The sequence below is a fragment of the Algoriphagus sediminis genome (assembly GCF_030403435.1).
GTDB lineage: Bacteria > Bacteroidota > Bacteroidia > Cytophagales > Cyclobacteriaceae > Algoriphagus > Algoriphagus sediminis.
The window spans coordinates 569,468-592,212 of the sequence record NZ_JAUEPH010000001.1 but is presented as its reverse complement, the minus strand read 5'-3'; the positions used below and the strand labels follow the sequence as shown (position 1 = coordinate 592,212).

17 protein-coding genes are annotated in these 22,745 nt (G+C 41.8%); 6 read left to right on the top strand and 11 right to left on the bottom strand.

The features are described 5' to 3' along the window. Positions 1 to 19: 19 nt before the first annotated feature. Together QVH07_RS02510 and QVH07_RS02505 are read right to left on the bottom strand one after the other, a co-directional pair. Positions 20 to 496, bottom strand: a complete 477-nt coding sequence (locus QVH07_RS02510; RefSeq protein WP_289998553.1) for a thioredoxin family protein — start codon at positions 494 to 496, stop codon at positions 20 to 22. Next, positions 493 to 2,856: a TonB-dependent receptor gene (locus QVH07_RS02505; RefSeq protein ID WP_289998552.1), complete on the bottom strand. Its 2,364-nt coding sequence runs from the start codon at positions 2,854 to 2,856 to the stop codon at positions 493 to 495. Before QVH07_RS02505 ends, QVH07_RS02510 begins: the two co-directional genes overlap by 4 nt. A 253-nt stretch (positions 2,857 to 3,109) precedes the next feature. Between QVH07_RS02505 and QVH07_RS02500 the strand changes: the two genes are divergently transcribed. After that, on the top strand, positions 3,110 to 5,326 hold the full coding sequence (locus QVH07_RS02500; RefSeq protein ID WP_289998551.1) for a DUF5916 domain-containing protein: 2,217 nt from the start codon (positions 3,110 to 3,112) through the stop codon (positions 5,324 to 5,326). 22 nt (positions 5,327 to 5,348) lie between these two features. On the opposite strand, the gene QVH07_RS02495 is transcribed toward QVH07_RS02500, so the two are convergent. The 6 genes from QVH07_RS02495 to QVH07_RS02470 form a co-directional block, all read right to left on the bottom strand. Continuing rightward, the gene (locus QVH07_RS02495; RefSeq protein WP_289998550.1) at positions 5,349 to 6,548 is read right to left on the bottom strand and encodes an acetate/propionate family kinase; all 1,200 of its coding nucleotides are present in this window, start codon (positions 6,546 to 6,548) and stop codon (positions 5,349 to 5,351) included. Position 6,549: 1 nt separating this feature from the next. Further along, positions 6,550 to 8,643 carry a phosphate acetyltransferase gene (gene pta, locus QVH07_RS02490; RefSeq protein WP_289998549.1) on the bottom strand — a complete coding sequence of 698 codons (2,094 nt, stop codon included), beginning with the start codon at positions 8,641 to 8,643 and terminating at the stop codon, positions 6,550 to 6,552. Between the two features lie 148 nt (positions 8,644 to 8,791). Beyond that, a complete protein-coding gene (locus QVH07_RS02485; protein WP_289998548.1) occupies positions 8,792 to 9,439 on the bottom strand; it encodes a hypothetical protein in 648 nt (215 codons plus the stop codon). A 149-nt stretch (positions 9,440 to 9,588) separates the two neighbouring features. After that, complete coding sequence (locus QVH07_RS02480; protein WP_289998547.1) at positions 9,589 to 10,194, bottom strand: low molecular weight phosphatase family protein; 606 nt, start codon at positions 10,192 to 10,194, stop codon at positions 9,589 to 9,591. Positions 10,195 to 10,203: 9 nt separating this feature from the next. Next, a complete protein-coding gene (locus QVH07_RS02475) occupies positions 10,204 to 10,674 on the bottom strand; it encodes a DUF6428 family protein (RefSeq protein ID WP_289998546.1) in 471 nt (156 codons plus the stop codon). A 16-nt stretch (positions 10,675 to 10,690) separates the two neighbouring features. Further along, positions 10,691 to 11,020, bottom strand: a complete 330-nt coding sequence (locus QVH07_RS02470) for an ArsR/SmtB family transcription factor (RefSeq protein ID WP_289998545.1) — start codon at positions 11,018 to 11,020, stop codon at positions 10,691 to 10,693. Positions 11,021 to 11,166: 146 nt separating this feature from the next. Here QVH07_RS02470 and QVH07_RS02465 point away from each other — a divergent pair, with 146 nt between their 5' ends. Beyond that, positions 11,167 to 12,219, top strand: coding sequence for an acyloxyacyl hydrolase (locus QVH07_RS02465; RefSeq protein ID WP_289998544.1), 1,053 nt, complete (start codon positions 11,167 to 11,169; stop codon positions 12,217 to 12,219). Here the strand turns inward: QVH07_RS02465 and QVH07_RS02460 are convergent. Both QVH07_RS02460 and QVH07_RS02455 read right to left on the bottom strand, forming a co-directional pair. Next, positions 12,196 to 12,942: an SDR family NAD(P)-dependent oxidoreductase gene (locus QVH07_RS02460; protein WP_289998543.1), complete on the bottom strand. Its 747-nt coding sequence runs from the start codon at positions 12,940 to 12,942 to the stop codon at positions 12,196 to 12,198. The two genes, QVH07_RS02465 and QVH07_RS02460, sit on opposite strands and share 24 nt — an antisense overlap. Positions 12,943 to 12,964: 22 nt before the next feature. Further along, positions 12,965 to 16,108 (bottom strand): PVC-type heme-binding CxxCH protein, encoded by a 3,144-nt coding sequence (locus QVH07_RS02455; protein ID WP_289998542.1) that lies wholly within the window; start codon positions 16,106 to 16,108, stop codon positions 12,965 to 12,967. 176 nt (positions 16,109 to 16,284) lie between these two features. Between QVH07_RS02455 and QVH07_RS02450 the strand changes: the two genes are divergently transcribed. Together QVH07_RS02450 and QVH07_RS02445 are read left to right on the top strand one after the other, a co-directional pair. Further along, positions 16,285 to 18,960, top strand: coding sequence for a c-type cytochrome (locus QVH07_RS02450; RefSeq protein ID WP_435367051.1), 2,676 nt, complete (start codon positions 16,285 to 16,287; stop codon positions 18,958 to 18,960). 119 nt (positions 18,961 to 19,079) lie between these two features. Continuing rightward, positions 19,080 to 19,769 carry a 3-keto-disaccharide hydrolase gene (locus tag QVH07_RS02445; RefSeq protein ID WP_289998705.1) on the top strand — a complete coding sequence of 230 codons (690 nt, stop codon included), beginning with the start codon at positions 19,080 to 19,082 and terminating at the stop codon, positions 19,767 to 19,769. 281 nt (positions 19,770 to 20,050) lie between these two features. On the opposite strand, the gene QVH07_RS02440 is transcribed toward QVH07_RS02445, so the two are convergent. Beyond that, a complete protein-coding gene (locus tag QVH07_RS02440; protein WP_289998541.1) occupies positions 20,051 to 20,683 on the bottom strand; it encodes a hypothetical protein in 633 nt (210 codons plus the stop codon). A gap of 521 nt (positions 20,684 to 21,204) precedes the next feature. Between QVH07_RS02440 and QVH07_RS02435 the strand changes: the two genes are divergently transcribed. Beyond that, the gene (locus tag QVH07_RS02435) at positions 21,205 to 21,621 is read left to right on the top strand and encodes a hypothetical protein (protein WP_289998540.1); all 417 of its coding nucleotides are present in this window, start codon (positions 21,205 to 21,207) and stop codon (positions 21,619 to 21,621) included. A 285-nt stretch (positions 21,622 to 21,906) separates the two neighbouring features. Further along, positions 21,907 to 22,722 (top strand): 3-keto-disaccharide hydrolase, encoded by an 816-nt coding sequence (locus QVH07_RS02430; RefSeq protein ID WP_289998539.1) that lies wholly within the window; start codon positions 21,907 to 21,909, stop codon positions 22,720 to 22,722. Positions 22,723 to 22,745: the final 23 nt, after the last annotated feature.

The following is a 22,745-nucleotide window of genomic DNA, read 5'->3' as shown; positions in this document are numbered from 1 at the left end:
ATTCTTCAATTTGGTTGAATCACTCCAGAGCTTGCAGTAACTTTTTGCTATCCAAATATTCGAAATACCTCGCCTTGACATTAAATTCATCATCCAGAATAACCATGGTTGGTGGGACAAATTGATTGTCCCTTGAAGCAAGTAGCTGAGCGATTTGATGAACGGGATTTCTTGATTTCCTCACCTGATCGTTAACAAAAGTTTTACCACCGAATTCGATCTCAGATTCAGATTCAGCATCAAATCGTACTGCGTAGTATTCATCATTCAGCTTTTTGATGACTTCAGTCTTGGTGAAAACCACCCTATCCATTTTCCTGCAGTAGGTACACCAGTCAGTCACAAATTCCAGAAAGACTTTTTTAGGGTTCTGCTCTAGGGAATCTTCGAGTTGTTCGAAAGTGAGCCAATTCACAGTTTCCTTTTCCTGTGCCCTCAAAGGAGTCCAGAGGAAAAAGGCTAAAATGCCGATGACGATATATCGCTCCCGGATCAATGTAGTCTTCCAAATTTCACTGAGAAAAATACCGAGCGTGGAGCAAGCGGGCCATAAACAAAGTCCGAATCCCGCTCAGGTCCTGAGTCAAATTCAGGCTGATAACTATTGAACATATTTCTCAAACCACCAGCTAATTCCATCTGGAAGTCATCAGATAAATCTATATGATAGGTCGCCTTTAGATTTACATCAAAGAAAGGATTTGTATCTATAAGCTCTACGAAGCCATCTTCACCAACAACACGAGGGACAATCATAGACCCGGTATAAGTACCAGTCAAATCCAGTCTGAAAGCTTTTGAAAAGGTGTAAAAACTAGTGAAGTAACCATATACATTGGGGTTTCGAACAAATTCATCTATCACCACTACATTTTCACTTCCTGTCTCTGGCTCGAAAAGGACCTGAGGCTCATCATACCTGGATTGCTGCAGCGTACCTCCAATTTGAAAAGCAAAGCTGGAAGAAGGAGAAAAACCGGCTTCGATATTCATCCCGGATACAGTGGCCCCTTCGCCATTTCTAACTTCTTCTACTATTGATCCATTGGGCAGTGTAGTTCCTGTACTTACTTGTGTGAAAGGATTCTGTAACTGCGTGTAGAAACCTTCTAAAAGAAGATTGATTTGAGTTAAGCCCAGATTTTTCGTGTAGTTAAAAGAACCTGTGTAGGCATTGGAAGTTTCTTTTTCCAAATCCTCCGAAAGAACAACAAAAAGTGGTTCTCCGCCTACTGAAGAAATGTGGAGGTCTTCATTAAAGGCCTGTGGAGCTCTAAACCCTCTTGCATACCCGCCTCGGAAACGAAGGTCTTCATTGATTTTATAGAGCAAAGTAAAACGTGGACTGAAAACTCCAAAGTTAGAATTGATCGTGTTGTTTATTTCTCCCAGTCGATAGATTCCATCCACTCCTGTGAAGTCATAGCGACCCCCGAGTAAAGCAGTGAGTTTTTCAGTTGGTTTCCATTCATATTGAGAGAAAATACCAGTACTATTGACTCTCTGGTCTATAAGCCTGCTATACCCCTTGATCTCATCCTCTGTATCGTATGTCTGGTTTTCAATTCCTACTGTAAGTACATCTTGATTATTAAAGCTGTGATTGTATTGGGTTCCGATAACGAATGATAAATCACTGGTCAGTCCGTATGCATTAAGTGCAAGAAGACTATCTGCGGGTGTTCTTCCACCTCCCAGACCTCCATAGAAGCTATCTCTTTGGGTACGTTGCGCAGAAGCATAAACTGCAAACTGACCTCGATCATTTTTGGTTCTTTGCTCATAATTAATTCCACCCATCAAGGTATTATGATCTAATTCCTCTGCGATATCCGTGAAGTAAGGTACCAGATCCAATCGGTCTCCTCCTCTGCGATACTCTTCCAGTGCGCTAAAATCCAGCGATATCTTGCTTCTATCTGTTGGTTTGAAAAAAGCTTTTCCGCCAAAAACAGTATTCTTCAATTTGACCAACTCCGTAAACCCATCCCCGTTGGCATCATAGCTATCCCGATTTCGGCTCATGCCATAAAGGGTAACGCCAGAAGTTAGGCTTTCATTGACGATCGATCCATTCATGCTGAAAGTTTGATCAATAGCATCACCGTCTATGACAGCTGTATTTGATTGTAACTCCCAAAGATTTTCAACAGGATCTTTAGTAATAATATTAATCGTTCCGCCGATGGCATTCGAACCGTAAAGTGCGGAACCTCCACTCCGAACCACCTCGACTCTTTCCACAATATTGGTTGGAATTTGCTCTAATCCATACACACTATTTAAGGCACTAAAGATGGCTCTGCTATTGATAAGGATCTGGGAGTACGCACCGTCAAGACCGTTTAAACGAACCTGAGTAAACCCACAGTTTTGACAATTCGCTTCTACGCGGACACCCGGTTGGTAATTAAGTCCTTCGGAAACTGAAATCGATTGGGTGGCATTAAAAATTTTATTATCGACCACATTCACAACGATTGGATTATTCACTCTGTCCTGCTCATACCGAGTTCCGGAAATGACCACACTTTCCATATTGAATTCGTCGCGGCGAAGGGTAATATTCTTTTCTAGATTTTGGCCTTCGGCTAAAGTGATATCTTGCGAAAAGGATAGATATCCTAACAAACTCACCAAGAGAGTGTATTCTCCTGGCGGTATATCCTCTAGGTAAAATCTACCCTCGGCATCAGTAATCGCACCAATTTGTGTCCCTTTTAGAATTACATTGGCATATTCCATCGGTCCATCTTCGAAGTTTACCGTTCCTTGGATAGTTGCGTTTTGGGCTTGGAGTTGGTTAAAAAAGCCCAAAATCATTATTGATAATAGTAATAGTTTTGCTTTCAACATTTTTAGATATGTCTAAAATTGTATTTAGAATACACAAAGATAAATATTTTGGTTTACCTAAATAACTTTACTAGATTTTTGTTTCGCAACAAAGTTGCATTTAAATTTTTTATTTCCATACCGCTTAAGTAAATCCCTGATTTTTTTGAAACCGCCTAAGAACTAACCGGGTTCTGATTTTGGATATGATAAATGGAAACCGCTGGTATAAATAAAGTATCCGGTCTTTTTCTGTTTAACCTAAATTTGCACTATGTCAAAAAAGCCTTTACTCCTATACGCCCTTTTGTGGTTATGTAGCGGGATGCTCTTTGCGCAGGATATCAAGTTCAAAAGAACAGATACTCCTATTGTAATCGATGGAGTAATTGATGAAAAATGGAGTGAAGCGGATTCTGCATATGATTGGATGCAGTACTTCCCTTATGATTCATCCCTAGCAGTAAATCAATCTGTCGCCAAAGTACTTTATGACGACAAGAATATTTATGTGCTTGGAATACTTTACGGCCAGAATCCAGATCGAGGGTATGTAACACCTTCCCTCCGAAGAGATTTCAGAGGTGCGGCTAATGACAATTTCACCATAATCCTGGATACTTTTCAGGACCAAACAAACGCCTTTACTTTTGGTATAAACCCCTTCGGTGTAAGACGTGAAGGGCTTGTGGCAAACGGAGGTACTGGGCAAGGTTCTTTCAGTTTGGATTGGGACAATGTTTGGAAGGGAGAGGCTCAGATTTACAGAGGTTACTGGGTTGCTGAAATGGCTATTCCCTTAAATTCTATAAGGTTTAATGAAGGCCAAAATGAGTGGAACGTCAATTTCTATAGAATAGACAGTGAAAATGCCGAGAGGTCTACCTGGACGCCAATATCTAGAAACTTCTCGCTTTTTAATCTGGCTTCGACCAGAGTAGCTAAGTGGGAAGAACCTATTCAAAACACTGGTAAAAACATTTCTGTAATTCCTTACATCGCAGGAAATTATGATCAAAACTTCGAGGAAGGAGGGGATCCAAATAAAGGGTTTAACGCTGGGTTTGATTTAAAATATGGTATTACCCCAGGTTTGAATCTTGACCTAACTGTTAACCCGGATTTTTCTCAAGTAGAGGTAGATCAGCAAGTCACCAATTTGGATCGTTTTGAAATATTTTTCCCCGAAAGGAGACAGTTCTTTCTGGAGAATGCAGACCTTTTTGCCAATTATGGCACAAGGGGAAATACCCCATTCTTTAGCCGGAGAATTGGGGTTTCCAGAGATGAAAGTACTGGTCAGAATATTTCTTCTGCGATTCCTTTAGGAGCGAGAGTTAGTGGAAAGGCAAATGACAATCTTAGAGTGGGAGTACTTAGTATGCAGGTGGCCGATGATGAAACCGCCAGCCTTCCATCCTATAATTATTCAATGATCTCTCTTCAGCAGAAAGTTTTTACCAGATCTAATATTTCTGCATTTCTTGTTAACAAACAGACTTTTCAGAGTGCAGAGGAGTATAGTGACAGTTTATACAATGAATGGGATCGGACTTTCGGGGTAGATTATAATATTGCCTCGGCTGATAATAAAATTACCGGTAAGGTTTTTTACCACCAAAACATCAGGCAGGAACAAGTCGATAGTACTTTTTCTACAGGATTGGAACTTCGGTATGATGTGCCTGAATGGTCACTCAATATGAGGGCACAGGCCGTGGGAGCAAACTATGACCCGGAAGTTGGATTTGTTCGAAGAAGAGACTTTCGACAGCTCGCCATGACTTATAGAAGGAGCTTTTTCCCGGAGGCAGGAGGAGTGCAAAGTCATGGGCCAGGATTTGACTTTGATATGCTCGGGAATGACACCTATGGGTTTTTGGATTGGGATATCAACCTTCTTTATGATATAAATTGGCGTTCTTCCGCTGAGTTCTCAATGAGACTTAGGAGGCAGTATACTTATCTATTTAATGGCTTTGATCCCAGTGGATCAGATGGACTACCTCTTCCAGCAGGTAGCGAATACACCAATAATGTCCTGATTGCAAGGTATCAGTCCGACCAAAGGAAACTACTTTCATTTGAGCTTAGTACCAGGTCTGGTCAGTATTTTAATGGGACCAGATGGAATCTGGAAGGTAGTATTCAGTGGAGGTACCAGCCGCTTGGCTTCACCAGTATTGATTTTGCTTACAATGGTATAAGACTTCCAGACCCATACAATAGCGCTAACTTATTTTTGATTGGGCCTAGGTTTGATTTTACCTTCAGCAAAAAGCTTTTCTGGACGACTTTTGTACAATACAATAGCCAAATAGAAAATGTGAATATCAATTCACGTCTTCAGTGGAGATTCGCTCCAGTATCTGATTTCTTCCTTGTTTACACGGATAATTACCTCGCACAAAACGAAGAAGGCTTCATCCAGTTTGGTAATTCCAAATCAAGAGCTCTTGTATTTAAAATGACCTATTGGTTGAACTTATAATGAGATTGAAATCCCTAGGGTTTTATTTCTTCAAAATCTCATAAGAGGCTTTTGCTATTGCCAGCTCTTCGTTGGTCGGGATCACTAATAATGAAATCTTGGATTCTTCAGAATGAAATGAGTTTTCTTCACCGTTGGCCTGTTGATTTTTTTCTGAATCAACTTTAATCCCCAAATGCTCCAAACCTTCTAAAGATTTTTCACGAATGATAGCGGCATTTTCACCGACTCCGGCCGTGAATACAATTGCATCTACCTCGCCCAAAACTGCGAGAAAAGCGCCGATGTATTTCTTAATTCTGTAGCAGTAGATTTCAAGGGCAAGTTTTGCATCCTGATTTCCATCCTTTTCCAAAGAGATAATTTCTCTGAGATCATTGGTTCCGCAAAGTCCAATCAGACCAGACTTTTTATTCAGTAAGTGATCAACTTCTTCCAAGCTCATTTTTAATTCCCTCTGAAGGAAAAGTAAGATCGTAGGATCAAGGTCTCCTGATCGACTCCCCATCACCAATCCATCAAGTGGGGAGAAACCCATGCTTGTATCAATGCACTTCCCATTCTTGACTGCTACCATGCTACAGCCATTACCCAGGTGTAGACTGATTAGACTAGTTTGATTGAGTGGTTTTTTAAGGAAATCGGATGTTTGGTGGGTAATGAATTCATGAGATGTTCCGTGAAATCCATACACCCTGATTCCATTTTCATCTGCCATCTTTTTCGGAATGGCATAGCGATAGGCTTTTTCTGGAATACTCTGATGGAAAGCTGTATCGAAAACACCGACCTGAGTTGCCTTTGGGAATAAGGTTTGGGTGACCTTTACACCTTTGAGATTGTGGGGGTTGTGCAGCGGTGCTAAAGTGGAAACTTCATCAATCTTTTCAAGGACTTCATCGGTTAGAATAATTGGCTCTGAAAAATGTGTGCCCCCATGAACCAGTCGATGACCAATTAATTGAATTTCACTAGTATTTGCTATCACCCCTAGTTGCTTATCTTCAATCAGCTTGATCACCTGTTTCAAGGCAAAATCATGATTCTGAATCTCAAGTTCCTGGTTCAGACTCTTTTCATCCCGCAGATTTTTAAAGCTTAACTGAGCATCTTTTTGGCCAATTCTATCCACTAATCCCTTACACAAAAGAACCTCCTCAGGCATCTGAAAAAGCTGAAACTTGAGAGAACTGCTTCCACTATTGATAACTAGTGTTTTCATTTTATGCCTGTGCTTGGATGGCTGTAATAATCACTGTATTTACGATGTCATCTATTGTGCATCCCCTTGAAAGATCATTTACGGGTTTGTTCAAGCCCTGCAAAACTGGTCCTATGGCCACAGCTCCTGTCTCTCGCTGAACAGCTTTATAGGTATTGTTTCCCGTGTTGAGATCAGGAAAAATGAGGACATTGGCTTGGCCCGCAATTTTTGAACCGGGCATCTTATTTTGACCAACTGTTATATCCACAGCGGCGTCGTATTGGAGTGGGCCTTCAATAGCGAGGTCAGGCCTCTTTTCTTTGGCTATCACTGTCGCTTTGCGGACTTTCTCCACTTCTTCTCCTTTCCCTGAAGAACCTGAAGAGTAGGACAGAAGTGCAACTTTGGGCTCCAGCCCAAATTCCATAGCCGTTTCAGCACTACTTATGGCAATCTCCGCGAGCTGCTCACTATTTGGTACTGGGTTTACAGCACAATCTCCATAGACCAAAACTTTGTCCTCGAGACACATGAAGAAAATAGATGATACCACAGATACTCCAGGTTTAGTCTTTACAAACTGCAATGCCGGTCGTATGGTATGCTGCGTGGTATTGATAGACCCGGAAACCATTCCATCAGCATCTCCCAGATACACCATCATGGTTCCAAAATATGAGGCGTCTGCCATTAGGTCTTTCGCCTGATCCAGATTCATCCCTTTCTTTTCCCGAAGCTTTTGAAGGGTGGAGGCATAGGCCAAATATTGCTCCGATTCAATGGGATTAATGATTTCCACCTGGCTTAGACTCTCATGAAGATTTAACTTGGCAATTTCTTCTTTTATAGTTTCGGGTTTGCCCAAAAGAACCAATTTCACAGCCCCCTTATCTAGGAGGATTTTGGACGCTTTTAATATTCGTGGTTCAGTACCCTCAGGAAGCACAATTTTTTTAATGTCCGACTTGGCTCTCTTGAGTAAATTAAACTCAAACATCTTTGGGGTGATGATGTCAGGAACTACTTTTTCTAATTGCTCATCTAGCTTTTCCAGATTCATATGCTCCTCAAAAAGTGTAAGACCCAATTCGGTTTTTTGCCGGTCTGAAGCCTTCAAATAAGGACTAATTTCCTTAAGCCGGGTAGCGGTCTCAAACGTATTACTCTCTACGGATAGGATAGGAAGCAAGGGACTGGAACCATCCAATAGTTTCTTTACCGAATCACATAGTTCTTTTTTCGTTGTAAGCAAAATACCTGCTGCGCTAGGATAATTTTTGGCCTGCTGGGCCTGGAGCAAACTGAGAACGATCTCCTCTCTATCCCCGGGAGTCAAAACCAGATTTTTTTCTTTTAATTCGGGTAATACATTTTGAAATCGCATAGCCCCGACCACAAAACTATCAATTCGGTTATTGAGATATTCACTACCATATAGGACTTTGGCATCTAAAAATTCCACTACATCGCTAATTCTTGGATTGCTTAGGTTTGGCTTCAGGGGCAAGGAAGAAATGATGATATCCCGATGTGAAAATGCTTTTTCAAGGTCCTTTTGTAGATTCTCCTGTGCGTTTTCATCCACCCTATTGGCGATGACCCCGTAAATCCGGCAATCTTTAGATTCTAATAAATCCATGGCCATATTTAGGCTGGAGATGGATTCTTCATTTGATTTTCCCTGGGCATTGCCCAAAAGCAGAACCGGAGTGCCCAGGTTTTTTGCTACGCTGGCATTGAGGTCGAACTCATGCTCAGAACTCACACCGAGGTAATCAGTTCCTTCACAAATCAGAAAATCAAATTCGGATTTTAGTTTTTGGAATTGTTCAATGATGAGGTCTAAAACGTCATCGCCTTTGCCATGATTAATCATGGCCAAAGCTTCTTTCTTTGTCAGGGCATAACTACTCTCATATTCCTCATCCAGATCAAAATGTTCAAGTAGTAGTTCCAGATTTCTATCCTTTGCATTCTCTTTGTTGGGAGTGATAATAGGTTTGTAAACCCCAACCTTCAGGGCTTTATTTAGAAGGTGGTTTACCAGTCCAAGAGAGATCAGGGATTTTCCACATCGTGGTTCTGAGCTGGAAACAAAGATTGCATCGGTCATGATCTAATGAGGTCAAAACCCTAAGTTAAAATGAAAAGCGTTAAAGCCGGAGTTGACTGCAATAAAAAATCGGGAACATATTCAGATCCAAGCATTAGTTCTGATAGAATGTTTTCTGAAAAAACGCTGGATTTGAATTTCCATTTCTTTAGCGCTTTATCCTTCTGCTCACTCTATACTTGAAACTGGTATTAAAACGCTCTTTTAAGAAATGGATCAATTGCTTTGTGGTGGGATTTACATAAATCAATTGACCACCGCCAGACCAAGAGTCAGAGGAGAAGGGCCCATCCTTTGAATTCTTAAAATCGGAGATACATAAGGTGTGCTTGTGATTAGGGAAAACCTCTTTCATGGTTTCGGTTTGGGCACCTCTGTGACCTTCAATAAAAATAACACCATGAGGACTGATTTTGCCCTTTATTTCTGTGATAGATTCATCCGATCCATCGATAATTATCAGATCATAGAGTATTTCAGAATTCATGGAATGCAAATCACTTGAAATAGAAACCCTGTCATAATGAGTGCCTAAGTTCGATTTTAATGCGTTAAGGCAAAACTCATTCGCTTCCGTTCCGTGATAAATTAAGTCCTCATTTTTATAATATGAACTATTTAGAATGGTGTAGGAGATACTGCCTATTCCTAAGCCCACTTCAAGAATTTTACTGGGTTGATTGATCTCAATAATATCGAGTATTTTTTCTAATGCATACTGTCCGGCGATATGCTGATTCCCTTCTTTTTTAGAGAAGTACTTATAACTGGCAATTGCCTGAGCCCGGTTTTTCATTAGGAGGTGGTTAAGTTAAGACTATCATAAAAAGGCACTTGAATTAAGCGAAAAGTGAAGAAAATGAAAAAGAAGTGCAACCTTTTCTAGATTTAAATACGATGCTTTAACTTTTTTACTTTTAACAAAAACTTGACAGACTTGTAATTTTAAACACTTCTCATTACATAAAGCATTTCTGAAGCTATCTGCAAGGAGCGTTCATCGTATTTTGAGGATTCTTCAGAGGTGTTGTCAAAAGCTTTCGGGTCCACATAGAGGACGGGAATCCTGATTTCGGCTCCTGGGATAAATGGACAATTTTCATCCGCATGATCGCAGGTCATTATGGCTGCAAACCCATCAACCGGATTTGCGGGATCATCAAAGAGCTTTGAATAAGCCTTTATCATTTCATCTCCACCGGCATACTTTATTTTGTAAGTAGGGTTTTCTCTACCAAAAGCACCCATTTGAAAACCGAGTCTTTTAAGTGAAGCCACTGTTCGTTGGTTACAGGCAGTCACTTCCACACCACCAGAATAAGTTTTGGCATCTATCCCATATTTTACGGCAGCTACCTCCGCCCAAATCTGAGAAAATTGGCTTCTGCGACTATTATGAGTACAAATGAAATTTAAGTGTGCCGTGACTTTTTCCGACTTTTTCTTTTGAAGATATTCAATCAACGGCCTTAGCGTTTCTAGGCGATCAGGAGGAATAGTAAGGCTTTCTGCCTTAATGATGGTTTCCTCAAGTTTTGGATAAAAAGCCATTTTTTCTTCTTAGCAGCAGCCGGAGCCAGGTTCGCAACTATTTGAGACTGTGCTTAATGCTGATAGCTTCAGCTTAGGTTTCTGTTCTGGAATTCCACACTTATCTCTTGCAAGGCAATCAGTTTGTTTGCTTGTGAGGAGGAAGTTCTTTCCATTGAAATCCAGACCATACTTTTCTATAGACTGGCCTTGATATTCGACTTCTATTTCTAAATCTCCCAATCCCAGAACTTTTTCTGATAGGTCGATGATTTTCACAAGCTTTTCAGGATGCAGTCTGTGGTCGTAATCATCAGCATTCCAAAGCTGAAAATTCGCAACTTCTTCATTTCTCACCGTTCCACCACAATCAATAAAGTGCTTGGTAACTTTCCCCACTTCAGTCACATGAAAGTGACTGGGTACCAAAGATCCATCCGGTAATTCGAAAGCAATGGTATCAAGGTTCTGTAGTGCTGATTTTATTTCTGAAAGTCTCATTTTTCGGTATTTTAATTTAGCAACAGGTATTTGAGGTCAAGTCTTGATCAAGAAATTCGGCCAGTGTATTTTTCATTCGGGACCAATTTTCCAAGTTAATACAGTAGCACACGCTGGTGCCTTCCACACTTCCTTTAATCAGACCCATACTTTTTAATTCTTTAAGATGCTGTGAAATGGTGGCTTGAGCCAGTCCTATTTCATCCACCAGATCTCCGCAAACGCAGGTGTTAAGTTTAAAAAGGTATTCTAATATTGACACTCTCGCAGGATGACCCAGAACTTTGGCCATGCTGGCGATAGTATTCTGCTCTTCGGTAAAGATCTCTGTTTTAGCCAATCCCATATTTCATCGTTTAATTGCAATATTACGATTAATTAAAATAAGTATCCAAATTTGTTTCCCTTTAATTTGCTTCCCCGACGCATTCCCCGATCGATTACCTATCCTTTTCATCAAAAGTTCGTAGGAATGAACAAAGCTTGACTCTTATGTGGAAGCGGATAGTTGGGATTGTTTTTTTTGGATGTTTGACTGCGAATCTATTGGCTCAGGAATCCAGCCATCGCTTTGGGCTGGAAGCCCAATACGGGACAATACTTGCTCATAACCCTGAATTAGTAGAAATCGCAGACACAAATCCCTGGTCCATTAGCCTCTCCTCTCAATGGATGGGTAGCAGCCGGAAAAATTGGGAAGCCTGTAATTGCTTTCATTACTTGGGGCTGAACCTCTCGGTTATGGATTTTCAAAATCCTGATGAACTTGGACAGGCGTGGAGCCTATCTGGGACTTTTGAGCCTTATCTAGTCCGTAGGGAAAAACTCTCTTTAAGCCTTTCCACCGGGTTAGGAGCTAGTTACATTACAAGGGTTTATGATGAAGTCGAAAACCCTGGAAACACATTCTTCAGCTCGCATTTGAGTTTCCTTATTTTTCTTTCGCCTCGAATTACCTGGGATTTTTCGGAAAATTGGGCTTTACAAGGTTCATTCACTTACGGCCATATTTCTAATGGAGGACAAAAACAGCCTAATCGAGGTATGAATTTCCCAACCTGGGGTCTTGGAATACTACATTACACCAATCGAGCTGATCTTCCTGAGTATGTTCGAACTCCGATTCCGAGAAAATGGAACTTCTATTTGGATGCAGGATTTAATACCCGAGATAATGGGACTGGCGGAAGAGAGCCGAACCTTTTTCTGGGTGGTGGGACCTACCGGCAGATTTCAGGAATTATCGGCCTTGGAGGAGGGGTAGAGTTAGCCAAAGATTTTTCTATTCCAGTAGAAGGAAGTAGGACAGAGGCTTTGATTCCAGCTGTATATGCCGAGAATCATTTTCTTTTCGGAAGGTTTGATTTCAGCCAAAGAATGGCGCTTTATCTCCATAAACCAAAAGGCTACCAGGAAGATCACAGCTTTTATCAGCGATATTCGCTTCACTACGTATTGTTCGATAGTTTCAGAATAGGAGCAGGGCTGAAAGCCCATGGCCATGTCGCGGAATATCTTGACTTAAGATTGGGCTGGGTATTCTGAGTCGAAATTTACTCCAGTAAGTTTTTCGCACAGTGAGATGAGTTTCTCTTGGTAGGAGTGGTCTTGGGAGGCTGGGTGTGGTTCTCTCTCCTCCATAAATTTCCAATATTTTCCTGAAACCAAAGCGGATGGACTGATGCTTTCTGCCAACCAGACTTGAGTATCCACGCCATTGTCAAAAGAGTCAGGAGCATTGGAGCCTCCCATTTTAGTAGGAACCCAACCTGGATCGACTGCATTTGAGTAGACGTCTGGGTATTTTTTGGCTACAGCCAAAGCTAAAGCAGTGACCATGAGCTTCGAGTCTGAATAGTTCACAGATTTCAGGTCACTTTCCCGGAAAAGCGGTCTACCACCTTTATGCATTCCAGAACTCAGGTAAATTAGGCGCTGTGGTTTTTGGACTAAACAGGTGAGAATAAATGGGGCAAGGACATTTACCTGCAAAAGAGTTGTAGCATCTGCTTGATAGACTCCCGCATTATGAATGATGGCATCCATTTTCCCTAATTTATTTAGCTCGGTTGCCAAAGCCTTTACTTCAACCAGATCGGCCAAGTCTGCCATGAAGATTTTTGCTGATTCTCCGAAACTTCGTTTGGTATCTTTTACTCGCTTCTCATTCCGTGCATGCAGAAATACCTCATGTCCCTGTTGGATTAATTTTTCTGCAGCCAACTTACCTAACCCGTCAGAGCTTCCTGTGATATAAATTTTAGACATATTCAGATTTCAATGTGCTGAATTACTTTTCAAGAGGGTGCATTTCTAAAAGCTCCTCTGCGGTCCAGAAACCTGTTTTTGCTTCAGTCTCAGCTCTGACTTTGGACACCATTTCCGGAGTAATAGCAGAGGCCTGATTACCGAATGAATTTCTGACATAAGTGATCACTGCAGCCACTTCTGTATCATCTAGCATTCCCCGATAGGGAGTCATAGGCACCTGGCCTGGGTAGGTTTTATTTGCAATGGTGATTGGTCCCATCAGACCATTCAGAACGATTTTAATCATTCGCTCTGGACTACCTGTTACCCAGGGAGTTCCTCGAAGTGGAGGGAACTGTGAGGCGGAAAGACCTCCACCGTCTGATTGGTGGCAGGTGCTACAGTAACCATCACGTGCATAGATTTCTTTTCCCAAGATAAATAGCTCCCGTTCGGAGCCTTTTAAATTTGATTTGATATCCTCTTCTTTCTTTTCTTCGACAGAAACACCATTTATATGAGCTACAGCCGTTTCAAAAGTTCCTCTTTGCCAAGTTTCGTCCAGGTCTTGAGTTTCGGCCACAGCCAACACTTCTAAACCTTCTGCTCTAGGCAACCAGCTCGCAGCAGCAATTGCCTCCATTCTTACCTGTCCATTTTCATCCTCTGCTGACCTTTTCAAGAGTTCAGTTTGGTTCTCCACTTGATGACCTGTATATCGCAATACTCGCGTCGCAGCTGCACGAACTCTGTGGTTTTCTGATTTTAATAATTCGGCAAGCAGCTCCTGATTGACCAGATTATTTCCCCAGCTTACCCAAAGTGCCTCTAACCTATGATGCTCATATTCGGGATCATTTGAATCGAGTGCCCCAAGCCAGGTTTTAATAGCTGAATCTACTTCCATCTGATCTCTTCCACGTAACTCTCTTCTCGTTCTGTACCGTGTTCTATATTCTGGTAGTTTAAGGTTTTCCAATAGTTCAGGGATACTCGCTCCATCAATTTTTGCTGGAGTTACCAAAGGCCGGCTGGGGTAAGTCACACGATATATTCTACCGTGTACATGATCCCTTAGTGGATCACGAGCATTATGCTGCATGTGACCGATCAGAATGTTGTGCCAATCTACAAGGTACAGTGAACCGTCAGGGGCAAACTCCATATCCACAGGTCGAAAGTTCCGGTCGGTGGAAGAAATAAGGTCCTGCCTCCATTTGGTATGAAATCCCACCTCATCTTCTATCATTTGATGCTGCTTGGTACCAAGGAATCCTATAGTATTGTTTATGATTAAATCTCCCTGAACTTCATCCGGAAAGTGACGACTCGATATAAACTCAAGACCTGAAGTCGGCCTTACCATTTGGGCCTTTTCAATCAGGTTTGGGCCTTTGTAATTCGCATTTCCATACCTTGGCAAGGTCGATCCGGGAAGCATCCAGTTTACATTCGGACCGGAAGTTTCTGCATAAAAATTTTGTCCCCAGCGATCGAAAGCAATACCCCAGGGATTCGGAATATTCACCTGATTTACTCTTTCTAAATGGTGTCTTTGAGGCTGAAACCGATAAAAACCGCCGTTTGTGGCCCGAACGGGCCCGTAGGAAGTTTCTACATTGGTGTGGAGGAAAACTCCCTCAGCCATGTAAATCGCCCCCGACTCATCAGTAGTAAAGGCTGAAATGGCATGATGTGTATCGTGATCGTCAAAACCACTTAAAAGAACTTCCTTTCTGTCGGCTTTGTCATCCTGATCATCATCGATTAATAGAACTAAATCATTTCCCTGAGAAACATACACTCCCTCTGGGGCAAGCTCGAAGCCAACCGGAATGTGGAGGTCATCAGAAAAAATGGTTTGCTTATCCGCTTTACCGTCATTATCCGTATCCTCAAGAATGATCAGCTTGTCCTGCGGTCTGGGATCGCCTGGCTTATAATGAGGATAGCTGGGCATGGTTGCCACCCAAAGCCGTCCTTTGTTATCGAAGGAAAGCTGCACAGGATTGGCTAAATCAGGGAAGTCTTCCTCGGATGCAAAGAGCTCAATTTTATAACCTGGCGCAGTTTGGATTTCTGCCAAAGCCTGATCTCCATAAAGATATTCCAAGGATCCATTTTGTTCAGGGTTATAATTGGTTTCCACTTCTGGAAGAGTTCTGGTTTTGGCGTCAGCCGCTGCTAAATCTATTCTTTGACCTTTAGTTGCCATCCAAATGGCTGAATCCCGAATTGAGGTCATTTGCCGGATTTTCTCTAATTCGAAAGGGTAGTTATCTGGTCCAAAAGGATCGTGTCTTCTTCCGAATACATGGACACCATTGGGGATTTTATAGTCATTGTGCCAAAGCCAATTCTTTTCGTTCACGGCTTCCGCGACCATCTCCCGATCTACGGAAGGCTTTGGGCTCCCACCAAATAACTCATCTGCCAATAATTCTCCGAAAAGCTCATACCCTCTTTGGTTCAACTGAGAACCATCAATCGTAAGTGGTTCATCGCTGGAATCATACCATTTCTGGCTGGCGGTAAAAGCATCCACCCAAGGGATATCATTGGCTTTTGCTACCTCTTGGGTTACCTTGGCGTAGAGTTGGATCATTTCGTTTTCTTTCTCACCGTTTGGTACATCCTTCAGATGACTGATATTCTCCATTGCGATAGGGGACACAAGTGCAAGACTTGGTACCGAATCTCCATTGTATTTCTTTCTTTTGCTGTGCTTAATCCAGGCATCCAGCTCAGCCTTAAAATTTTCCAATCCGGCTTCACCTTGAAAAGATTCATTGAATCCGAAGAATCCGATCACCACATCGGCTTCCAATCTCGTTAGCCATTCATCAGGTTTTTCCAGAAAGCCTTCACTTCCTGATGGAGTGGCATATTCATCCTGAAAAGCTTCAGCACCTGGAAATGCCCATGGGTCATTGGTACCAGACCTGGGCCTGAAGCCTGGGGTGTCTGCTGGGTCACAAAGGTTTCTAAAGATTAGGTTTTGATCTGGAAACCGGGTGTACATTTCCGTTTCAAACGTTCCATAATGCATCATCCTGGATCCAAGGTTATTTCCTACCAAAGCGATCACCTGGCCTTCTGACAATTTCAATTCTTGTTTTTCAGCACAAGAGAAAATGAGCAGAATGATAAAAAGAAATGGGATGTAATGTTTAATTGAACTCATAGGTTACTGGGGTATTGACTTGGAATATCGGGTTTATTTATTCTCAATTCAAAAAAATCTGGTTCCTGTGATAAGAATAGAATTTTATTATGCATTAAAATTATTTGGACGGTATATTCTTCTGATTCAAATTTTTTTAGATTAAGTATTTAAAACAAACCCAAATTACCCTGAATATGAAATCAACCAAACTGTTTATCCCAGCTTTCCTGATTTTGATGCTCGGTCTTTTTTCCTGTGAACCAAACGAATCCACCGAGGTTACGGAAGACCCAAAGGTTGCGAAGCTGAAATTGCCTGACGGTTTCAGGGCAGAACACATCTATAGCCCTGGGGATATGGACCAAGGCTCATGGGTAGCCATGACTTTTGATGATAAAAACCGTTTGATTACTGCCGATCAATATGGGTTTTTATACCGTCTCGAGATTCCCGAGATAGGATCTGAATCATTGGAGCCAAAAATCGAAAGACTTATCGTAGGAAATGTACAAGCTCCTGAAGTGGGAATGGGATATGCTCAAGGATTGCTTTACGCCTTCAATAGCCTTTATGTGATGGTTAATCATAATGGTAATGAGACATTTAAAGAGAGCACTGGTCTTTACAGAATTCAAGATCTGGATGGTGATGATCAATACGAGACTGTCACTACGATTAAGCTTTTTTCAGGTCGACCAGGAGAACATGGGCCTCATAGCATCAAGCTTTCACCTGATGGACAGTCGCTCTATATGGTTGCAGGAAATCATGTGGATGTTCCGGAATTTGAGAAATATAGGGTTCCGCCTGTTTGGGAGGAGGATAATCTTTTTCCACTCATCAAGGACCCCAGAGGTCATGCAAACGAGAGGGAAGCCCCCGGAGGTTGGGTGGCTAAATTTGACCCCGAAGGAAAGGAATTTGAATTGATTTCGGTTGGGTATCGTAATCCTTTTGATATTGCTTTTAATGAAGCTGGAGACCTTTTTACGTATGACTCGGATATGGAGTGGGATTTTGGAATGCCATGGTATCGTCCCACCAGAATCTGTCATGTGACTAGTGGATCGGAATATGGCTGGCGGACTGGTAATTCCAAATGGTCACCTCTTTATCCAGATAACCTTCCCGCAGTTTTAAATATTGGACAAGGCTCTCCAACCAATGTCATGTTTGGAACCGGAGCCAATTTCCCCGAGAAATATCAAAAAGCTTTGTATGCTTTTGACTGGAGTTTTGGGATCATTTACGCCGTAGATCTTCAGCCTAATGGAGCGACTTATGAAGCTACTGCTGAGGAATTTATTTCTGGTACAGCCCTTCCACTTACCGATGGAATCATCGGTCCGGATGGGGCTATGTATTTTATGACGGGAGGAAGAAGACTTGAGTCGGATTTGTACCGTGTCTATTATGAAGGGGAGGCTTCTCCTTCTCAGAATACCTTGACAGCGGAAGATTTGCCGGCGGCAAACAAGTTGAGAAGACAAATTGAAGAGTATCATTCCAGCGAGGCTGGGCCAGAAGGATTGGACCTCGCCTGGGAAAATTTGGATCATGAAGATCGATTTGTGCAGTTTGCGGCACGAGTGGCTCTGGAACATCAGCCATTTGCCAGCTGGAAGGCCAAAGCAGTGAGCGAACAGAACCCGGTTAAAAAGACGCAAGCCATTATTGCTTTGGCAAGACATAGTCCCAAAGGAGTTTCTGATTTGCTTTTAAACTCTCTTATGGAGATTGACTATTCAGCTTTGGCCGAAGGGCCAAAACAAGATTTTCTGAGAGCTGTGGAACTGGTTTTGGCAAGACAAGGAAACCCCTCGGCCGCAGTAAAATCTAAGCTAGTTGCCTATTTGGATGGTAATTTTCCGGCAAATGAAAACAACCTTGACAGAGAATTGGCGAAACTTCTGGTTTATCTGGAAGCAGATGATGCAGTAGAAAAAACTTTGGCACTACTGGCCAATGCAAAAGATGATCCGGACTATCAGAAGACGTTTACTTCTTCATCAGATCTGATCATGAGGAATCCGCAGTATGGCATGGACATAGCAAATATGCTGGCTAATGTCCCACCTGCACAGCAAACGTATTTGGCGACTGTTTTGGGTGGAGCCAAAGCTGGATGGTCAGATGAAGCTAGGGAAGAGTATTTCACATGGATCCAAGATGCTTTCAAGTACAAGGGTGGAAGGAGCTATGTGGGCTTTATTGATCGAGCCCGAAAAATGGCTTTGGAAGAAGTGCCTGCCTCCGAATTTGATAAGTATAATGAACTCTCAGGTGCTGCTTTATTGACGAGCAATGGAAACGATCTAGTGGCCAGCGATATTCATCCAGAGGGACCAGGCCGCAGATGGACCGTAGAGGAGGCCTTGCCTCTAGTCTCCGACCTATCCGGAAGGGATTTTGTGAGAGGAAAAGCCATGTATGCAGCCACGCTTTGTCAATCCTGCCATACCATGCAAGGTGAAGGTGGGATCATCGGACCTGATCTAACCCAGCTTGGAACCAGATTTACTCCAAAAGATATTTTGACGGCGACCATAGAGCCTAGTGAGACAATTTCCGAGCAGTACGCCGCCACTATCCTCGAATTGAAAGACGGCTCATCAGTTGTGGGTCGATTAACGGATGAAAACGAGGAGAACTATTATGTTTCTCAGAATCCATTTGCTCCTGATCAAATTCGTACGGTGGCCAAAGCCAATGTAATTAGCAAGAAGATCTCGGAAGTCTCCACCATGCTCCCTGGTATGATTAACTCGCTAAATGAGGAAGAACTCAAAGACCTGATGGCCTACTTGATTTCTAGTGGGAATCCCGATCATGAAGTATTTAAGGACGGAACTTTAAGCATGAACGAATGAAAATTTTAATGACAAAGTGGTTGATTATTGAGCTGCTTGGAGCAGTAATTCTTGTTTCATTTCTGGGTTTTTCAGGGATGTTTGATTCGAAAGAAGTATCCGAAAACCCACGAATTGCCATGACTGACCCCATGTTCGTTGCGGATTTTGAGCCTATTTTTGATGGAAAGACTCTGAATGGATGGGAAGGTGATCCTGAATTTTGGTCCGTTGAGGACGGAATGATCGTTGGGGAAATGGCAGAGGGGCAGACTCTGGAAGCAAATACATTTTTAATCTATAATGAACCGGTTGCGGACTTCGAGTTGAAGGCAGAATTTCGCATTTCAGAAAGAGGAAATTCCGGAATTCAATACCGCAGTGACTGGGTGGAAGGTGTTCCTTTTGGGCTTAGAGGTTATCAGGCAGATATTGATGGGAATAATACCTATACCGGACAAAATTATGAAGAAAGGAAAAGAACTACGCTGGCCTATCGAGGACAGAAAACGAGTATTTCTTCACAACCGGATGATGTAGCTACACTTCGTGATTATGTAGAGCGAAATGCCTGGAAAGGCCTTAAAGTAGAATCTGAGCTGGGTGACCGGGCGGAATTAGGCTCTAAAATCAAAAAGCAGGACTGGAATGAAATTCACCTAGTTATCAAAGGGAATATTTTACAACATTATGTAAATGGAATCTTGATGAGCGAAGTGATTGATTTAGATGAAAAAAATCAAAGTCTGGAAGGATTGCTAGGCTTTCAGGTTCACCGTGGACCACCGATGAGAGTTGAGTTTCGGGAGGTGATGTTGAAGAAACTTTAGCGGTTTGGGCTATGTGTAATGCGGGATTTCAAGACACTTGACTTTCAGTTTAGCTATTAGTTTAAAATTTAATGTACCTACTTTTTTATTAGCATTTTCATCCGAATTACGTATAGTTCCCATGACATAATTCGCTCGTTTTAAGTACAGGATCAAAAGAAAATATCATGGACTGGAAGCTTCTCTTAAGTTATTCAATGGTATCGATGTGAACAGGCGACAAATAGAGTGCTCGCCCCATTTGCTATCCTTGGAATTCATGAATTTTTGTAGGATTAGGACTAATCCTCCACCTTATCTACATTAATCTGTTTGATGGGTAACGCTACCCAGGCATCATGATACTGTCGTGATCCGGAAAGCAGAGGGCTTATTTTGATTTGGTTGGTCGATGCAATAAAGTCAAACAACACTTCATTGAATTGGTCGTTAATGATCCACTTATCATTGTACCTGCCGGTTACACTGGTCATAACTTCTTTGTTCCTGTAATCCCCCGGTTTCAATTTTATTCTCACACGATATCTCTTTCCTTTTTCAGGTCTAAAACTTAAAACTAGATATCTTAATTCTGGTAGGAACCCGTCCACCCCGGCGTTTAATCTTCTATAAAAAACTGGTTCCGGGAGAACGTCTATGCTTGTTTGGGTGAATCTTCCGTAAAATTCAGAAACCACCATATCCTTGTCTATTAATTTCTTCGGGGTTATTTCCCAGGATTCATTTATTGGCAACCTTATTAATTCATTCCGTCTAGTAGCAATTCCCGGTATGCTTGCAATACCATTCGCATCGAGCTTTTTTAATTGGGTGTTGGAGATTCGATTTGATGGGGTCACCTGAATGTTGATAGGTTTTATGTTCAGATTCTTTTTACTGAATTTTCCGATATTCCCAAACTGTTTCTTTGACATGATTTCTTTGATTTTTTAGTAGTTAAAAATTTTCCTGACTTTAGATTGAAGCTCTGTCTGTTTGACCATTTTGACTTTGAAAATGGAAGTCTTTCATTTTTTTGGTCAAAAAAACTTTCTATTCGAGACCAAATTCAGACTTATTATAATTAACAGGCCTATACCTCTCTTATAAAATAGGGCTAATTTCACTTAGGTACAACTTTCTGTTGTAGCTAGTCCTCAACTTTAAAGATGAGCTATGGCATATTACAGGAGTCAGGAGGAGGAGTTTCTACTGCTGCAGGACTGACCCTGAAAAATGAGTACGGGAATATTCCCCCCTAAAATACTCTTTTAATAATGCATCACCCACTTATCATGAAAAGGCTTTTTTGAAGTGCAATTGAGTTTCTCTCATCCCATTTATGTATGATTTTTACCATCGCTGTTGATTTCAGCCATTTGAATAATTTATGTTATTTTTATTATTATCTTAATATTTATATTCATCTTAATTGATCAAACTTAAATCTTAGATTATGAAAAAAGTTCTATTATTAGCAGCTGTAATTTGCCTTGTGTCGTTCAGCGCGAATGCTCAGGCCAGGAAGTATCTTAACCTAGGTGGAATAGGTACTGGACTTTATGCGGGCCTTGAATTCCCAGTAGGAAGTGCGATCACTGTTGGACCTGCCGCCTACACTGATTGGGATTTTGATGGATTAGTCCTTGCTGCAAAAGGTAATTTCTATTTTGATGATTTATTTGGTTTAAGCTCTGATTGGGATGTTTATGCCGGTGCTAACGTAGGATTCAGAGCAGGTGGTGATAGTGGTGCGAACTGGGGTGCACAGATTGGTGGACGTTGGTTTTGGAGTGAGAAGTGGGGGATCAATGCCGAGTTTGGAGGTGGTTCCGCGGTCAATGGCGGTGTCGGAGTGACCCTGGTCCTTTAAAGAAATTGAATTTTACAAAGCACTCCAAAGGGGTGCTTTTTTTATTTCTTAACCTTTTTTCAAGGCAAATTCATCCGGGTACCATTGAAAGGTTTAAAAATATTATTGAGCCCTTTTATCGGTTATTTTTTCCTTCCACCATTGTTAATGAATAAATTCCTTTGGCTAGGGATTTTGTTATCCTCCCTGATTTTTATAGGTCTTTATCCGGTCAGGTGATTATTCGCTTCACCTTTCATTCCAAAGGACAATGCCCTATTTTTATTTCAACCAAACTCTCTAATTATGCAACTCTTTTTTAAATCAATTCTAACATTTTCCATTTTGGTCTGGCTATCTATTTCTGTGGTATATGGTCAAAGGGGTGCAGACCGCGATTGGACACAATTCTTTTCCGTCCCCGATTCTATAGATTTTGATGACCATGATGGTTATGTCTCACTTTTTGATGGGAAGTCTCTCGAAGGTTGGGATGGAAATCCAAAATTCTGGACCGTAGAGGATGGTGCGATTGCGGGTGAGTCTACACCCGAAAATCCCAGCGGAAATAATTACTTGGTTTATAGGGACTTGGAAGCAAAAGATTTTACCCTAAAGTTCAGGATTAAAGTGCAGGAACCAGGGGGTACCGGCTTCCAGTACCGAAGTAAGACAGGATTTCCATGGTTGGCTCCGATTAGACCTGAGGTTACAGCTAATGTTGGTCCGGTAAATCTCGATTGGATGATGACCGGACCACAGGCTGATTTTTGGCCAAGTCTTCCCTGGACTGGGCAGTTTTATTCCGAAAACACACCTATGAGGATACTGGCTTGGAGAGGACAGGTAGTGGAGGGGTATGGTGAGGAAACCCAAAAGATGCTGGGTTATGTGGGTGATGCTGAAGACCTGATGAAATATGTAAATATCAATGACTGGAATGACTATACCGTGATCGCAAGAGGACCGGTCTGCATACATATAATAAATGAACACGTAATGGCCATCATGATCGATGATGATCCGGAATCATCTAATAACTGGTCGGGTTTGTTTGGTCTCGAAATCGAAGCAACCACGAAGGTCTGGGTAAAGGATATTTGGGTGAAAAAGATCAGATAAAGAGTCCAGCCATACTGGTAAAT

Coding starts and splice junctions, on each gene's coding strand:
- QVH07_RS02430 (WP_289998539.1), top strand. CDS start 21,907: ATGCAACTCTTTTTTAAATCAATTCTAACATTTTCCATTTTGGTCTGG.
- QVH07_RS02440 (WP_289998541.1), bottom strand. CDS start 20,683: ATGTCAAAGAAACAGTTTGGGAATATCGGAAAATTCAGTAAAAAGAAT.
- QVH07_RS02435 (WP_289998540.1), top strand. CDS start 21,205: ATGAAAAAAGTTCTATTATTAGCAGCTGTAATTTGCCTTGTGTCGTTC.
- QVH07_RS02445 (WP_289998705.1), top strand. CDS start 19,080: ATGACTGACCCCATGTTCGTTGCGGATTTTGAGCCTATTTTTGATGGA.
- QVH07_RS02470 (WP_289998545.1), bottom strand. CDS start 11,020: ATGGGATTGGCTAAAACAGAGATCTTTACCGAAGAGCAGAATACTATC.
- QVH07_RS02455 (WP_289998542.1), bottom strand. CDS start 16,108: ATGAGTTCAATTAAACATTACATCCCATTTCTTTTTATCATTCTGCTC.
- QVH07_RS02480 (WP_289998547.1), bottom strand. CDS start 10,194: ATGGCTTTTTATCCAAAACTTGAGGAAACCATCATTAAGGCAGAAAGC.
- QVH07_RS02460 (WP_289998543.1), bottom strand. CDS start 12,942: ATGTCTAAAATTTATATCACAGGAAGCTCTGACGGGTTAGGTAAGTTG.
- QVH07_RS02495 (WP_289998550.1), bottom strand. CDS start 6,548: ATGAAAACACTAGTTATCAATAGTGGAAGCAGTTCTCTCAAGTTTCAG.
- QVH07_RS02505 (WP_289998552.1), bottom strand. CDS start 2,856: ATGTTGAAAGCAAAACTATTACTATTATCAATAATGATTTTGGGCTTT.
- QVH07_RS02475 (WP_289998546.1), bottom strand. CDS start 10,674: ATGAGACTTTCAGAAATAAAATCAGCACTACAGAACCTTGATACCATT.
- pta (WP_289998549.1), bottom strand. CDS start 8,643: ATGACCGATGCAATCTTTGTTTCCAGCTCAGAACCACGATGTGGAAAA.
- QVH07_RS02500 (WP_289998551.1), top strand. CDS start 3,110: ATGTCAAAAAAGCCTTTACTCCTATACGCCCTTTTGTGGTTATGTAGC.
- QVH07_RS02450 (WP_435367051.1), top strand. CDS start 16,285: ATGAAATCAACCAAACTGTTTATCCCAGCTTTCCTGATTTTGATGCTC.
- QVH07_RS02465 (WP_289998544.1), top strand. CDS start 11,167: ATGTGGAAGCGGATAGTTGGGATTGTTTTTTTTGGATGTTTGACTGCG.
- QVH07_RS02485 (WP_289998548.1), bottom strand. CDS start 9,439: ATGAAAAACCGGGCTCAGGCAATTGCCAGTTATAAGTACTTCTCTAAA.